The organism is Agromyces solani (genome assembly GCF_058349925.1).
In genome coordinates, this window is sequence record NZ_JBYRER010000002.1 from 749,541 (window position 1) to 764,027 (window position 14,487).

Consider the following 14,487-nt stretch of genomic DNA (forward strand, 5'->3'; position numbering starts at 1 on the left):
ACAATTGAGAACCCTACCATCATCCGGGGACGCCGACGGTGCAGCGGGCCCCCGTCGGGGTGAGGGATCCGACCTCAGGGAAGCGCGAGTCGCGCGACGGTGCCGAGCAGGTCCTCGCGCACCTTCGCCGTGACGAACGCCGTGGCGCCCTGCAGCACGGCGTCGCCCTCGACGTGCGTCGCCACGACCTCGGGATACCAGCGGCTGAGGCGCCGGATCTCGCGTTCGACGGCCTCGGCCAGACGTGCGCCGCCCACTGCGGCGGTCGGGCCGGACAGCACCACGAGGCCGGGATCGAGCGTCGCGAGCAGCGGCAGCGAGATGTGCGCGATGCGCTCGCCGAGCTCGTCGACGATCCGTTCGCGCGCGTCGCTGCGCTCGATCGCTGCGACGAGCCCCGCGAAGTCGTCCGCCTCGATGCCGTGCGTCGCCGCGAGGCGGCGCAGGCCGATCGCACCGACCAGGTCGCCGCTCGTCGTGGCGCGCTCGTCGAGCGCCCGCGCCTCCGCGGAGAGCGGCAGGAAGCCGATCTCGCCCGCGCCGCCGAACGTGCCGCGGTAGAGGTCGCCGGCGACGTCGAACGAGGCGCCGACGCCGTTGCCGAGCCACAGCAGCACGAACACGTCGCGGCCCTCGCCAGCGCCCGTCTCGCGCTCGGCGACGGCCGCGAGGTTGACGTCGTTCTCGACGAAGACGGTGACGCCGAGCGCCTGCTCGAGCACGGCGCGCAGGCCGGTCGTCGGCCAGCCCGGCAAGGTCTCGCTGAACAGCGCCCCCTCGCCGGCCGGGTCGACGTAGCCCGCGGTGCCGATGCCCACGGTGTGCACTGCCGACGGGTCGGTGCCCGCGGCCGCGCTCGCCTCGTGGATGGCCCGACGGACCTCGTCGACCGCGGACCGCTCGCCCACGTCGCCCGGCAGCTCGATCGTGATGAGCGGGCGTTCGCTGCCCGCAGCGTCGACGACGCGGGCACGGAGCGCGAAGGCGTCGATGGCGATCGCGACGCCGAGCGGCCGGTCGATGCGGGCCGCGTAGAGCGTCGCGTTGCGCCCGGGGCTGCCGGCCACCTGGCCGCGCTCCTCGACGACGCCCGCCGCGATCAAGCGGGTCATCATCATCGAGGCGGTCGGCTTCGAGACGCCGACGAGTTCGCAGATGCGGTTGCGGGTCAGGGGTCCGTGATCGAGCAGTGCCGACAGGCCGACGCGGTCGTTCACCGCGCCGAGCCACGACGGGGTGCCCTGCGCCTGGCGCGTCGGCCCGGCCATCAGGCGGCCTCGAGGTTCGCGACGACGGCGCCCACGAGCGCCTGGGCGTCGCCCGGCTCGACGAGTTCGGTCGAGGCGATCACGATCCAGTACGGGCCCGTGAACACCTGCGCCTCGCCGGTCTCGCCGGAGCGTTCGAAGTACCCCTCGACGTCGGGCGGCGTGCCGTAGGTCGGCACGGGGTTCGACGACAGCGCGGCGTCGTTCTTGCGGGCCTCGAGCGCCGCCCCGGGCGGCGTCGCGACGGCGTACTCGATGATCGCGCCGTTCGTCTGGTTGACGAGGCCGCACGCGGTGCCGGCCTCCTCGACGACGCCCGCGACGCCGGCGGCCTCCGGCTCGTAGCCCGGCGCCGGGGTGTAGTTGGGGTTGAACGCGTAGACGTCGTCGGGCGTGAGCAGCACGTCGCACGCGATCTCGAACGGCGTCGCCGGCTCCTCGGTGGGCTCGGGGGTCTCGCTCGAGCCGGGACCGGGGACCCCGGTCGCCGAGGGCGGTGCGGCCGAGCCGCTCGGCTCCGGCGCGTCGGCGGTGCATCCGGTGAGCACGAGCGCGACCGCCGCGACGGCGACCGCGAGACCGGTCGAGCGGTGGCGGAGCTGGTGGGGGGAGCGCGGCATGTGACGAACCTTATCAATGAGGCCGATAGGATTTGCGGGTGACTCAAGCCGATCTCTCGAACGCCCTGTACGACCTCGTCCTCGCACTCGTCGAGCGACGTCGCGCAGCCGGCGAAGAGGTCGAACTGCGGCTCGAGCGGAGCGACGTGACCCTCGAGCGCCCGAAGCTGCGCGAGCACGGCGACTGGGCCTCATCGATCGCCCTGCGCATCGCGAAGCCGCTCGGCATGAACCCCCGGGAGGTCGCCGGCGAGCTCGCCCCGGCCGTGGCCGCGATCGACGGCGTCGCGAGCGCCGACATCGCAGGTCCCGGCTTCATCAACATCCGGCTCGACGCGGCCGCAGCCGGTGCGCTCGCCCGGACGATCGTGGAGCAGGGCGCCGAGTACGGCCGCGGCGACTCGCTCGCGGGCAGCGTCATCAACCTCGAGTTCGTCTCCGCGAATCCCACCGGCCCGCTCCACATCGGCCACACCCGTTGGGCCGCCCTCGGCGACTCGATCAGCCGGGTGCTCCGCGCCGCGGGCGCCGAGGTGGCGAACGAGTACTACATCAACGACGCCGGCAACCAGATGCAGATCTTCGGCGCCTCGGTGCTCGCCGCGGCCAAGGGCGAGCCGACACCCGAGGGGGGCTACCCCGGGAGCTACATCGCCGATCTCGCCGCGCGCGTGCTCGAGCGCGAGCCGAAGCTCGCCGAACTCGACGACGAGGTCGCGCTGCACACGGCGACCGAGATCGCGTACGAGCTGCAGCTCGCCGAGATCAAGGCCTCGCTCGAGCGTTTCAACGTGCACTTCGACGTCTGGACGAGCGAGCGCCGCCTGCACGCCAAGGGCGACGACGGCCTCAGCGACATCGACACCGCACTCGCCCGGCTGCGGGCGCAGGGCCACGTCTACGACGCCGACGACGCGGTGTGGGTGAAGACGACCGACTTCGGCGACGACAAGGACCGGGTCTTCGTGCGCGGCAACGGCGTGCCCACCTATTTCGCCGCCGACTCCGCCCTGTACCTCGACAAGGGCGACCGCGGCTTCAAGCACAAGATCTACCTGCTCGGGGCCGACCACCACGGCTACGTGCACCGGCTCAGGGCACTCGCGGGCGCCGCGGGCGACGACCCCGAGCGCGACGTCGAGGTGCTCATCGGCCAGCTCGTCTCGGTCAACGGCGCTCGGCTGTCGAAGCGGGCCGGCAACATCATCGAGCTCGACGACCTGCAGGCCTGGCTCGGGACGGACGCGCTCCGGTACACGCTCGCCCGCTACCCGGCCGACTCGCCGCTCACGATCGATCCCGAGATCCTGCAGCGCCGCGGCAACGACAACCCGGTGTTCTACGTCCAGTACGTGCACGCCCGCACGACCCAGCTCGCGCTCAACGCGCAGGCGTCGGGCGTGGATCGGTCGGCGTTCGCCCCCGAGCTGCTCGAGCACGAGACCGAGTCGGCGCTCCTCGGCGCGCTGCAGGAGTTCCCGCGCATCGTCGCGCAGGCGGCCGAGCTGCGCGAGCCGCACCGGGTCGCGCGCTACCTCGAGGAGCTCGCCGGTCTCTTCCACCGCTGGTACGACAACTGCCGCGTGCTCCCGCTCGGCGACGAGCCGATCGGCGACCTGCACCGCACCCGCCTGTGGCTCAACGACGCGACCGGCCAGGTCATCCGCAACGGCCTCGACCTGCTCGGCGTCTCCGCGCCCGAACGCATGTGAGCGCACCGCAATCGATCCGAGGGGGCACCGATGAGCGACGAACAGCCGACGATCCCGCTGGATGACCCGCCCGTCGGACCCGAACCGCGCCGGGGCCTCGGTCGCGGCGCGAAGGTCGGCATCGTCGTCGCGTCCGTCGTCGTCGGACTCGGGGCCGTCGCGATCGTGGCCGACGTGGTCGCACGCGGCATCGCCGAGCAGCGCGTCGCCGAGGAGGTGAGCCGGAACCTGCCCGCGCAGGTCGAGGGCGACGTCGACGTGTCGATCGGCGGCTTCTCGGTCATCGCGCAGTACCTCTCGGGCACGATGGACGAGGTCGTGCTGAGCGCGCCCGAGCTCGAGGTCGACGGCGTCCCGATCGACGTGCGGGTCGCGTTGTCGCAGGTGCCCGTCGACCTGGGGGCCCCGGTGGGGCACCTCGCCGCGACCGTGTCGGCCGACGAGGCCGCGCTGAACCAGCTGATCGACGTACCCGGTGTGACGGGCGCGGTGACGCTCGGCGATGGGACGGTGGGGTACGAGGGCAGCGTCGAGGTGTTCGGCTTCCCCGTGGCGTACCAGGTGACCGCCGCCCCGACGGCGGCGGGCGACCGGGTCCTGCTCGAACCGGTCGGGGTCGAGATCGGCGCGGGCGGCGGCTCGTTCGACCTCTCCGGTCTCGTCGAGCGACTGCTCGGCGACGACCCGGTGCCGGTCTGCGTCGCCGAGCACCTGCCCGAGGGCATCGAGGTGAGTTCCGTCGCCGTCGCCCCGGGTGTCGTCACGGTCGATCTCGAGGGCGACGACGTGCGGCTCTCCGGCGACGCGATGAGCACGACCGGTCGTTGCGCCTGATCCGCCGATTCGGCCCCGCCCGCTCGCCTCGGTAGACTCCCGGTAGTCCGACCCACAAGGTCGGCACGCATCAGGCTTCAGGGACCGATCCGGGTTCGCTCGCCGCGAGCGAACGTCGATTCGATCCCTCCCGTGAGGTTCCCCGTGGCATCCGTCTCCGCAGACCCCGGCGCGCAGCCCGAGCGCGTCGACGTCGACGCGCTCGTCCCCGAGGTGTGGCCGGTGAGCGCCCGTCGCGACGCCGCGGGCCGCATCGAGATCGGCGGCCTCGACGCCGTGTCGCTCGCCGAGCGGTTCGGCACGCCGCTCTACGTCGTCGACGAGTCCGAGGCACGAGCCCGGGCCCGTCGCACACGGCTCGCGTTCGAGGCGGCGGCGCGCTCGGCCGGCACGGATGTGACGGTCTATTACGCGGGCAAGGCGTTCCTCTCGGGCGAGATCGTGCGCTGGGTGGTCGAGGAAGGGCTCGCCGTCGACGTCTGCACGGGCGGTGAGCTCGCGGTCGCCCTCGCTGCGGGCGCCGAGCCCGCCCGGCTCGGCTTCCACGGCAACAACAAGTCCCTCGCCGAGATCGCCCGCGCGGTCGAGGTCGGCGTCGGTGCGCTCATCATCGACAGCGAGGTCGAGATCGAGCGGGTCGCCGAGGCGGCCGCCCGGGCCGGGCGCCGCCAGCGCGTGCGGCTGCGGGTCAACAGCGGCGTGCACGCGTCGACCCACGAGTTCCTCGCGACCTCCCATGAAGACCAGAAGTTCGGCGTGCCGCTCGAGCGCGCCGTCGAACTCGGCCGGCGCATCCGCGCGCACGACTCGCTCGAGTTCCTGGGCCTGCACTGCCACATCGGCTCGCAGATCTTCGACGCCGAGGGGTTCGCCGAATCCGCCTCGCGGCTGCTCGGCGCGCACGCCGAGCTCTCCGCCGACGAGCCGCTGCCGGAGCTCAACCTCGGCGGCGGGTTCGGCATCGCCTACACGGCCGCCGACACCCCGCAGCCGATCGAGCGCATCGCCGACGGCATCGTCGCCGCGGTCGTCGCGGGCTGCCGCGAACGCGGCATCGCCGTGCCGAGGCTCGCCTTCGAACCCGGCCGCTCGATCATCGGCCCGGCCGGCGTCACGCTCTACACGGTCGGCACCGTGAAGCCCGTGCCGATCGAGGGCGGCACGCGCCACTACGTCAGCGTCGACGGCGGCATGAGCGACAACGCCCGCACCGCGCTCTACGGCGCCGCGTACTCGGCGCGGGTCGCGAACCGCGGCTCCGACGGCGTGGCGGCACTCAGCCGCGTCGTCGGCAAGCACTGCGAGGCGGGCGACGTCGTCGTCGACGTCGAGCACCTGCCCGCCGACACCGCTCCGGGCGACCTCATCGCGGTCGCCGCCACGGGCGCGTACTGCTGGTCGCTCGCGTCCAACTACAACCACGTGCCGCGTCCGCCGGTCGTCGCGGTGCGCGGCGGCGAGGCGCGGGTCATCGTGCGCGGCGAGTCCGTCGACGACCTGCTCGCCCGCGACCTCGGGCTCGAGCCATCCGCCATCGCCACCATCGAAGGGAACCCCGCATGATCGAGTACCGGTCCATCCGAGTCGGACTGCTCGGAGCCGGCTCGGTCGGCTCGCAGGTCGCGCGGCTGCTGCTCGACCACGCCGACGAACTCGCCCAGCGCGTGGGCGCGCGGCTCGAGCTCGTCGGCATCGCGGTCCGCAACCTCGACGCGCGGCGCGACACGGAGCTGCCCGCCGAGCTGCTGACCACCGACGCCGAAGCCCTCATCCTCGGCTCCGACGTCGTCATCGAGCTCATGGGCGGCATCGAGCCGGCGCGCACCCTCGTGCGCCAGGCGATCGCGTCGGGCGCCGACGTGGTGACGGGCAACAAGGCGCTGCTCGCGTCGCACGGTCCGGAGCTCTTCGCCGCCGCCGAGCAGGTGGGCGCGCAGCTCTCGTACGAGGCCGCCGTCGCGGGCGCGATCCCGATCATCCGGCCCCTCCGCGAGTCGCTCGCCGGCGACCGCGTCGACCGCATCCTCGGCATCGTGAACGGCACGACGAACTTCATCCTCGACCGCATGGACCAGACGGGTGCCTCGCTCGAGGACGCACTCGCGACCGCGACCGAGCTCGGCTACGCCGAGGCCGACCCGACGGCCGACATCGGCGGCTACGACGCCGCGCAGAAGGCGGCGATCCTCGCGAGCCTCGCCTTCCACACGAGCGTGCCGGTCGAGGCCGTGCATCGCGAGGGCATCACCGGCGTCTCGGCCGCCCAGGTCGAGTCGGCTCGGCGCGCCGGCTACGTCGTGAAGCTCCTCGCGATCTGCGAGCGGCTCGTCGACGCGGAGACGGGCGCCGAGGGCGTCTCGGCGCGCGTCTATCCCGCGCTCGTTCCGCGCAGCCACCCGCTCGCCGCCGTGCACGGGGCGAACAACGCGGTGTTCGTGGAGGCGTCGGCCGCCGGCCCGCTCATGTTCTACGGCGCGGGCGCCGGGGGAGTGCAGACCGCGTCCGCCGTCCTCGGCGACCTCGTCGCGATCGCCCGTCGCAGGGTCTCGGGCGGGCCGGGCACGGCCGAGTCGACGCAGGCCGAGCTGCCGGTCCTGCCGATCGGTCGCATCACGACGCGCTACGCGATCACGCTCGAGGTGACCGACGAGCCGGGCGTGCTCGAGCAGGTCGCCCGCATCTTCGCCCAGCACGGCGTCTCGGTCGAACAGCTGCAGCAGACGGTCAGCGAGGGTTCGCGGCGGGCGACGCTCGTCATCGGCACCCACGAGGCCACCGAGTCGGCGCTCGCCGACACGGTCGCCTCGCTCGCCGAGAGCCCCGTCGTTGCCTCCGTCGCATCCGTCCTCCGAGTCGAAGGAGCCCAGTGAACCAGCCCACTCCCAAGCCCGGCTCGCGCCAGTGGCGCGGCGTCATCCGAGAGTACGCCGACCGCCTCGACGTGACCGACGCGACCCCCGTCGTCACGCTCGGCGAGGGCGGCACGCCGTTGCTGCCCGCGCCCGCGCTCTCGCGCCGCACCGGCGCCGACGTCTGGGTCAAGTTCGAGGGCATGAACCCGACCGGTTCGTTCAAGGACCGGGGCATGACGATGGCCGTCACGAAGGCGGTCGAGCACGGCGCGAAGGTCGTCATCTGCGCCTCGACCGGCAACACGTCGGCCTCGGCGGCGGCGTACGCGACCCACGCGGGCATCGGCGCGGCCGTGCTGCTGCCCGAGGGCAAGGTCGCCATGGGCAAGCTCAGCCAGGCGATCGCGCACGACGCGAAGCTCATCCAGGTGCAGGGCACGTTCGACGACTGCCTCGACATCGCCCGCGACCTCGCGGCGAACTATCCCGTCCACCTCGTGAACTCGGTCAACAACGACCGCATCGAGGGCCAGAAGACGGCGGCGTTCGAGGTCGTCGAGGTGCTCGGCGACGCCCCCGACCTCCACTTCGTGCCGGTCGGCAACGCCGGGAACTACACGGCGTACACGCGCGGCTACCGCGAGGACATCGCAGCGGGCAACGCGACCCGGATGCCGCGGATGTTCGGCTTCCAGGCCGCGGGCTCCGCACCCCTCGTGCGCGGCGAGCCGGTGCGCGACCCCGACACGATCGCGAGCGCGATCCGCATCGGCAATCCCGCGTCGTGGGGACTCGCACTCCAGGCGCGCGACGAGACCGACGGCTACTTCGGCGCGATCGAGGACGCGGCGATCCTCGAGGCGCAGCGCATCCTCTCGGCCGAGGTCGGCATCTTCGTCGAGCCCGCCTCGGCGATCTCGGTCGCGGGCCTGCTCGAGCGCTCGGCGGCGGGCGTCGTTCCCCGGGGCGCCCGGGTGGTGCTCACGGTCACCGGGCACGGGCTGAAGGATCCGCAGTGGGCCCTCCGCACGGCCGACGGCTCGGAGGTCGAACCCACGGTCGTCCCCGTCGACACCGCACAGGTCGCCGCAGCGCTGGGACTCGCATCGTGACCGGCACGCTCGTCGCCCCCGCGACCACCCCGCTCGCGGGGCGCTCCGTCCACGTGAAGGTGCCTGCCACGTCGGCGAACCTCGGCCCCGGCTTCGACACCCTGGGTCTCGCGCTCGCGGTCTACGACGAGCTCGAGATCGCGGCGACCGACGGCGGTGTGGAGGTCGAGGTCCACGGCGTCGGCGAGGGCGAGGTGCCCCTCGACGAGTCGCACCTCGTGGTCCGGTCGATCGCGCACACGTTCGAGCGGGCCGGCGTCGCGCTGCCCGGGCTGCGGCTCGTCGCGCACAACGCGATCCCGCACGGCCGCGGGCTCGGTTCGTCGGGTGCCGCGATCGTCGCGGGCGTGATGGCCGCGAAGGGCCTGCTCGAGGGCGTCGTCGACTTCTCGGCCGACGACCTGCTCGAGCTCGCGACCGAGCTCGAGGGGCACCCGGACAACGTGGCGCCCGCGCTCTTCGGCGGCCTGACGATCGCGTGGGTCACGCCGGAGGGTCCTCGGCACAAGAAGCTCATCGTGCACCGGGGCGTTTCGCCGCTCGTGCTCGTGCCCGAGCACGAGATGTCGACGGCGCTCGCCCGGTCGCTGCAGCCCGAGCAGGTGCCCCATGAGGACGCGGTGTTCAACGTGTCGCGCTCGGCACTGCTCGTCGCGGCGCTCATCCAGAGCCCCGAGCTGCTGTTCCAGGCCACGGAGGACAAGCTGCACCAGCACTACCGTGCCGCGGCCATGCCCGAGACCGACCGACTGATCCGGGCGCTGCGCGAGGCGGGGCATCCCGCCGTCGTGTCGGGCGCCGGCCCGTCGATCCTCGTGCTCGCGAACGACCCGAGCACGAGGGCCGAGGCGGTCGAGCTCGTCGAGCGCACCGCCGACACCGCCTGGCAGGCGCTTCCGCTCGCGGTCGACTTCAAGGGTGCGACGGTCCAGGGCGCGTAGCGCACCGGGCGGCGCGCACGGCGCCGCCCGGTCCGGTTCACCTCCGCGACATCGCGCCGCGGGAGAATGACCGGCATGACCGAGCCGTTCCACGTCGTCGTCGGTGCCGGACCCGTCGGGTCGGCGCTCGCGCTCCGCCTCGCCGGAGCCGGGGAGCGGGTCCGGGTCGTCACCCGCTCGGGCGGCGGACCGAGCCATCCGCTGATCGACCGCGTCGGGCTCGACGCCTCGGACCGCGACCGCCTCGCCGAGGCGGCGCAGGGTGCCGTCGTCGTGTTCAACTGCGCGAACCCGGGCGGCTATCCGGAGTGGAAGCGCGTGTGGCCTCCGCTGGCCGCGTCGATCCTGAACGCCGCCGAGGCCTCCGGCGCCGTGCTCGCAACGCTCGGCAACCTCTACGGGTACGGGCCGGTCGAGGGGCCGATGCGGCGCGACACCCCGCTCCGGCCGAGCGATCACAAGGGCGAACTGCGCGCCCGGATGTGGCATGAGGCGCTCGCCGCGCACGAGGCGGGCCGGGTCCGGGTCACCGAGGCGAGGGCGTCGGACTACCTCGGGCCGACCGCGCCGGTCTCGAACGGTCTCCTGCCGAGGTACGCGGCCGCGACGCTCGTCGGGCGACGCGCCACCGTGTTCGGCGATCCGGATGCGCCGCACAGCTGGACCGCTGTCGACGACATCGCCGCGACGCTCGACGTGCTCGCTCGCGACGAGCGCGCGTGGGGCTCGGCGTGGCTCGTGCCGTCGAACCCGCCGCGGAGCGTGCGCGACGTGCTCCGCCTCCTCGGTGAACGCGCGGGCTCCGGCGAGCCGGAGCTGCGGAGGATCCCTCGGTGGGTGCTCACGGCGGGCGGCCTCGTCGTTCCGATCCTCCGTGAGGTCAAGGGCGTGCTGTACCAGTTCGAGCGCCCGTTCGTCGTGGACGCGGCGGAGACCACCGAGGTGTTCGGCGTCGCCCCGAGCGACTGGGACGCGCTCATCGAAGCGACGGCGAGCGCGTGGCGCGAGCGGGCCGGGCGATGAACGCGTTCTCTGCAGGCGTGGCGCGTGGCGGGTTGCGTGGCCGCACGGTGCTAGACTGACTGCGCACCCGGCGGGTGAAGCGGCTGATACGTCAGACCCGACACCGCTCACGAGCCGCATCGTGCACTTCCCGGCAATCTCTTGCTTTCGCACCTGCGCAGTCTGCGCCGCGCGCGCCGACCTCGCTCGAGGCTGCGATCAACTCTCCTGCCGCGCAACACCTTGCGCCAGGGGAAAGGAAAACACCCAGTGACCAACGCATCCGACCACGCTGCAGGCGTGGCGAACGGCGCCCCTCTCACCGGCCTCAAGGTCGCCGAGCTCCAGGAGCTCGCGGCCTCGCTCGGCATCGTGGGCGCCTCCAAGCTCCGCAAGGGCGAACTCGTCGAGGCGATCACCGCCCGTCGGGCCGAGGGCGACGCAGCCCCCACGCTCGACGTCGACGGCGTCGAGGCCGCCGCACCGGCCGCCGAGGCCCCCGCAGACGCGGCTCCGGCCGCCGACGCGGTCCCCGTCGTCGCCGACGCGGCTCCGGCCGAGGAGCCCGCCCAGGCGGTCGTCGAGGCGCCCGCCGCCGAAGCCCCGGCCGAGGCATCCGCCCCGCGTCGCGGTCGCCAGCCGCGTCGCGCGACGAGCGCGACCACCGCGGCCGCGCAGCACGTCAACGGCGGCGGTGCCGGCGTCGGCCTCGTGCCGACCGCGAACGACGACGAGGCCCGCGAGGCCGCCCGCGCCGCCGTGCGCGAGGAGCTCGCGGCCGCCACCGGCGAGAGCCCCCGTGAGGGTGGCCGGGCCGAGGGCGCCGACGGCGAGCAGCCCGCCGAGGAGCCCCGCCAGGGCGGCCGCCGCAACCGCGGCCGTCGCGGCGGCGGCGACCGCAGCGAGCGCGCTGAGCGCGGCGAGCGCGGCGAGCGCGGCGAGCGCGGCGAGCGCGGCGACGAGACCCAGAAGGGCGGCCGCGGCAACGGCCAGAACCAGAACGGCCAGAACGGCGAGTCGCGCAAGGGCGACGAGCAGAAGGCCGACCGCCAGGGCGACGCTGAGAAGGGCAAGCAGGGCGAGAAGGGCCAGGGCGGCCAGGGTCAGGGCCAGGGCGGTCAGAACCAGGCCGACAAGGGCGAGGGCGAGGGCGGCCGTCGCAGCCGCTACCGCGACCGCAAGCGCCGCGGCCAGGGCGGTGCCGGCGACGAGCTCGAGCCCGAGATCCTCGACGACGACGTGCTGATCCCGATCGCGGGCATCCTCGACGTCCTCGACAACTACGCGTTCGTGCGCACGACCGGCTACCTGCCCGGCCCGAGCGACGTGTACGTCTCGCTCGGCCAGGTCAAGAAGTACCACCTGCGCAAGGGCGACGCCGTCGTCGGCGCGATCAAGCAGCCGCGCGACGGCGAGCAGTCGAGCCGCCAGAAGTACAACGCGCTCGTCAAGGTCGACTCGGTCAACGGCCAGTCGGTCGACGAGGCCGCCGCGCGCGTCGACTTCCAGAAGCTCACGCCGCTCTACCCGCAGGAGCGCCTGCGCCTCGAGACCGAGCCCACGAAGCTCACGCAGCGCATCATCGACCTCGTCGCCCCGATCGGCAAGGGCCAGCGCGGCCTCATCGTCGCCCCGCCGAAGGCCGGCAAGACGATCGTGCTGCAGCAGATCGCGAACGCGATCTCGATCAACAACCCCGAGGTCCACCTCATGGTCGTGCTCGTCGACGAGCGCCCCGAAGAGGTCACCGACATGCAGCGCACGGTCAAGGGAGAGGTCATCGCCTCGACCTTCGACCGCCCCGCCGAAGACCACACCACGGTCGCGGAGCTCGCGATCGAGCGCGCCAAGCGCCTCGTCGAGCTCGGCCACGACGTCGTCGTGCTGCTCGACTCGATCACCCGCCTCGGTCGCGCCTACAACCTGGCCGCGCCCGCCTCGGGTCGCATCCTGTCGGGCGGCGTCGACGCTTCGGCGCTCTACCCGCCGAAGCGATTCTTCGGCGCCGCGCGCAACATCGAGAACGGCGGCTCGCTCACCATCCTCGCGACCGCGCTCGTCGAGACCGGCTCGAAGATGGACGAGGTCATCTTCGAGGAGTTCAAGGGCACCGGCAACAGCGAGCTGCGCCTCTCGCGCCAGCTCGCCGACAAGCGCATCTTCCCGGCCGTCGACGTCAACGCGTCGTCGACGCGTCGGGAAGAGATGCTGCTCAGCCCCGACGAGGTCAAGATCACGTGGAAGCTGCGTCGCGCCCTCGCGGGCCTCGACCAGCAGCCCGCGCTCGAGGCCGTGCTGGGTCGACTGAAGGAGACCCAGTCGAACGCCGAGTTCCTCCTGCTCATGCAGAAGTCGATGCCGGTCGCCGGCCACGGCAACTCGCACGGGCACGAGACCGACCACCGCTGAGGCATTCGTGTTCGAATCGGTTCAACCGCTGCTCGACGAGCACGCGCAGCTGCAGGAGGAGCTCGCCGACCCGGCGCTGCACGCCGACGCCGCGCGGGCGAAGAAGGTCAACCGGCGCTACGCCGAGCTGAGCCGGATCGTCGCGGCGAACCAGGCGTGGCACCAGGCGCAGGAGGACCTCGAGGCGGCGCGGGAGCTCGCCAAGGAGGACGACGCCTTCGCCGAGGAGGTGCCCGCCCTCGAGGAGGGGCTCGCGCAGGCGCACGAGAGGCTCCGGCGCCTGCTCATCCCGCGCGACCCCGACGACGGCCGGGACGTCATCATGGAGATCAAGGGCGGCGAGGGGGGCGCGGAGAGCGCCCTCTTCGCGGCCGACCTCCTGCGGATGTACATCCAGTACGCCCAGTCGAAGGGCTGGAAGACCGAGCTCCTCGAGCGCAACGAGTCCGACCTCGGCGGCTACAAGGACGTGCAGGTCGCGATCAAGTCGAACGCGACCGACCCGTCGCAGGGCGTCTGGGCGCACCTCAAGTACGAGGGCGGCGTGCACCGCGTGCAGCGCGTGCCGGTCACCGAGACCCAGGGGCGCATCCACACCTCGACGACGGGCGTGCTCGTCTTCCCCGAGGTCGACGAGCCCGAAGAGGTCGACATCAACCAGAACGACCTCAAGATCGACGTGTACCGCTCGTCGGGCCCCGGCGGCCAGTCGGTCAACACGACCGACTCGGCGGTGCGCATCACCCACCTGCCGACCGGCATCGTCGTGTCGATGCAGAACGAGAAGTCGCAGCTGCAGAACCGCGAGGCCGCGATGCGCGTGCTCCGGGCGCGCCTGCTCGCCCGCCAGCAGGAGGAGCTCGCTGCGGCGGCCTCCGACGCGCGCAAGTCGCAGATCCGGTCGATGGACCGCTCCGAGCGCATCCGCACGTACAACTTCCCCGAGAACCGCATCGCGGATCACCGCACGGGTTACAAGGCGTACAACCTCGACCAGGTGATGAACGGCGCGCTCGAGCCGCTCATCGAGTCGGCGATCCACGCCGACGAGGAGGCCCGCCTCGCCGACCTCGGCGGCGAATAGCCTTCAGCCGCCCGCGCACGAACGACAGGGATGCCTCGCGGCCGGCCGGCCACGAGGCATCCGTCGTCTTCGGGTCAGATGTGCCAGTCGTGCACGCCGCGTGCGGCGTCGGCCGTCGCGTGCGAGAGCGGCCGCACCGTCGCCGGGATGCCGACGACGAGCGAGTGCGGGGGAGCGCCACGCGTCACGACGGCGTTCGCCCCGACGGCGCTCCACGCGCCGATCGTGATGTCGCCGAGGATCTTCGCCCCGGCGCCGACCGTGACGCCGTCTTCGAGCGTCGGGTGGCGCTTCGTGCCGGGCGGGGTGTGCCTCGGCGCCTTCCCGCCGAGGGTGACCCCGTGGTAGAGCATGACGTCGTCGCCGATGATCGCGGTCTCGCCGATCACGACGCCCATGCCGTGGTCGATGAAGAAGCGGCGGCCGATCGTCGCCCCGGGGTGGATCTCGATGCCCGTGAGGAATCGGGCGATCTGCGAGATGAGCCGGGCCGCGAACCGCCAGCCCGCGACCCACAGTCGATGCGTGAGCCGGTACGTCCAGATGGCGTGCAGGCCTGAGTACACGAGGAAGACCTCGAGCCCGCTCCGTGCTGCCGGGTCGTGGGCACGGGCGGTCGCGAGGTCTTCCTTCAATCGCGAGCGGATCGTCAC

12 protein-coding genes are annotated in these 14,487 nt (G+C 72.9%); 9 read left to right on the plus strand and 3 right to left on the minus strand.

All coding sequences use genetic code 11. The features are described 5' to 3' along the window. Positions 1-74: 74 nt before the first annotated feature. Both AC3RJ7_RS11155 and AC3RJ7_RS11160 read right to left on the minus strand, forming a co-directional pair. The gene (locus tag AC3RJ7_RS11155) at positions 75-1,268 is read right to left on the minus strand and encodes an ROK family protein (RefSeq protein WP_491455903.1); all 1,194 of its coding nucleotides are present in this window, start codon (positions 1,266-1,268) and stop codon (positions 75-77) included. Further along, on the minus strand, positions 1,268-1,888 hold the full coding sequence (locus tag AC3RJ7_RS11160) for an iron ABC transporter ATP-binding protein (RefSeq protein WP_491455904.1): 621 nt from the start codon (positions 1,886-1,888) through the stop codon (positions 1,268-1,270). The genes AC3RJ7_RS11155 and AC3RJ7_RS11160 overlap by 1 nt, the downstream gene beginning before the upstream one ends. A gap of 38 nt (positions 1,889-1,926) precedes the next feature. Between AC3RJ7_RS11160 and AC3RJ7_RS11165 the strand changes: the two genes are divergently transcribed. The 9 genes from AC3RJ7_RS11165 to prfA all read left to right on the plus strand — a co-directional run bounded on the left by AC3RJ7_RS11165 (position 1,927) and on the right by prfA (position 13,834). Continuing rightward, a complete protein-coding gene (locus AC3RJ7_RS11165) occupies positions 1,927-3,600 on the plus strand; it encodes an arginine--tRNA ligase (RefSeq protein WP_491455905.1) in 1,674 nt (557 codons plus the stop codon). Positions 3,601-3,630: 30 nt separating this feature from the next. Next, a complete protein-coding gene (locus tag AC3RJ7_RS11170; RefSeq protein WP_491455906.1) occupies positions 3,631-4,434 on the plus strand; it encodes an LmeA family phospholipid-binding protein in 804 nt (267 codons plus the stop codon). Between the two features lie 132 nt (positions 4,435-4,566). Then, complete coding sequence (lysA, locus tag AC3RJ7_RS11175) at positions 4,567-5,997, plus strand: diaminopimelate decarboxylase (RefSeq protein WP_491455907.1); 1,431 nt, start codon at positions 4,567-4,569, stop codon at positions 5,995-5,997. Further along, positions 5,994-7,304 carry a homoserine dehydrogenase gene (locus AC3RJ7_RS11180; protein ID WP_491455908.1) on the plus strand — a complete coding sequence of 437 codons (1,311 nt, stop codon included), beginning with the start codon at positions 5,994-5,996 and terminating at the stop codon, positions 7,302-7,304. The genes lysA and AC3RJ7_RS11180 overlap by 4 nt, the downstream gene beginning before the upstream one ends. Next, complete coding sequence (thrC, locus tag AC3RJ7_RS11185) at positions 7,301-8,398, plus strand: threonine synthase (protein ID WP_491455909.1); 1,098 nt, start codon at positions 7,301-7,303, stop codon at positions 8,396-8,398. Before AC3RJ7_RS11180 ends, thrC begins: the two co-directional genes overlap by 4 nt. Then, positions 8,395-9,339 (plus strand): homoserine kinase, encoded by a 945-nt coding sequence (gene thrB, locus AC3RJ7_RS11190; protein ID WP_491455910.1) that lies wholly within the window; start codon positions 8,395-8,397, stop codon positions 9,337-9,339. The genes thrC and thrB overlap by 4 nt, the downstream gene beginning before the upstream one ends. A 75-nt stretch (positions 9,340-9,414) precedes the next feature. Beyond that, positions 9,415-10,362, plus strand: a complete 948-nt coding sequence (locus tag AC3RJ7_RS11195; protein WP_491455911.1) for an NAD-dependent epimerase/dehydratase family protein — start codon at positions 9,415-9,417, stop codon at positions 10,360-10,362. A 249-nt stretch (positions 10,363-10,611) separates the two neighbouring features. Continuing rightward, entirely contained in the window at positions 10,612-12,750 is a 2,139-nt protein-coding gene (gene rho, locus AC3RJ7_RS11200) for a transcription termination factor Rho (protein WP_491455912.1), read from the plus strand. Positions 12,751-12,757: 7 nt separating this feature from the next. Beyond that, positions 12,758-13,834, plus strand: a complete 1,077-nt coding sequence (gene prfA / locus AC3RJ7_RS11205) for a peptide chain release factor 1 (RefSeq protein WP_491455913.1) — start codon at positions 12,758-12,760, stop codon at positions 13,832-13,834. A 74-nt stretch (positions 13,835-13,908) separates the two neighbouring features. Here prfA and epsC read toward each other — a convergent pair whose 3' ends face one another. Continuing rightward, a complete protein-coding gene (gene epsC, locus AC3RJ7_RS11210; protein WP_491456165.1) occupies positions 13,909-14,487 on the minus strand; it encodes a serine O-acetyltransferase EpsC in 579 nt (192 codons plus the stop codon).

Excerpts from the sequence above, each read along its gene's own strand:
- AC3RJ7_RS11155 (WP_491455903.1), bottom strand. The coding sequence starts at position 1,268 with ATGGCCGGGCCGACGCGCCAGGCGCAGGGCACCCCGTCGTGGCTCGGC.
- AC3RJ7_RS11160 (WP_491455904.1), bottom strand. The coding sequence starts at position 1,888 with ATGCCGCGCTCCCCCCACCAGCTCCGCCACCGCTCGACCGGTCTCGCG.
- AC3RJ7_RS11180 (WP_491455908.1), top strand. The coding sequence starts at position 5,994 with ATGATCGAGTACCGGTCCATCCGAGTCGGACTGCTCGGAGCCGGCTCG.
- AC3RJ7_RS11195 (WP_491455911.1), top strand. The coding sequence starts at position 9,415 with ATGACCGAGCCGTTCCACGTCGTCGTCGGTGCCGGACCCGTCGGGTCG.
- AC3RJ7_RS11170 (WP_491455906.1), top strand. The coding sequence starts at position 3,631 with ATGAGCGACGAACAGCCGACGATCCCGCTGGATGACCCGCCCGTCGGA.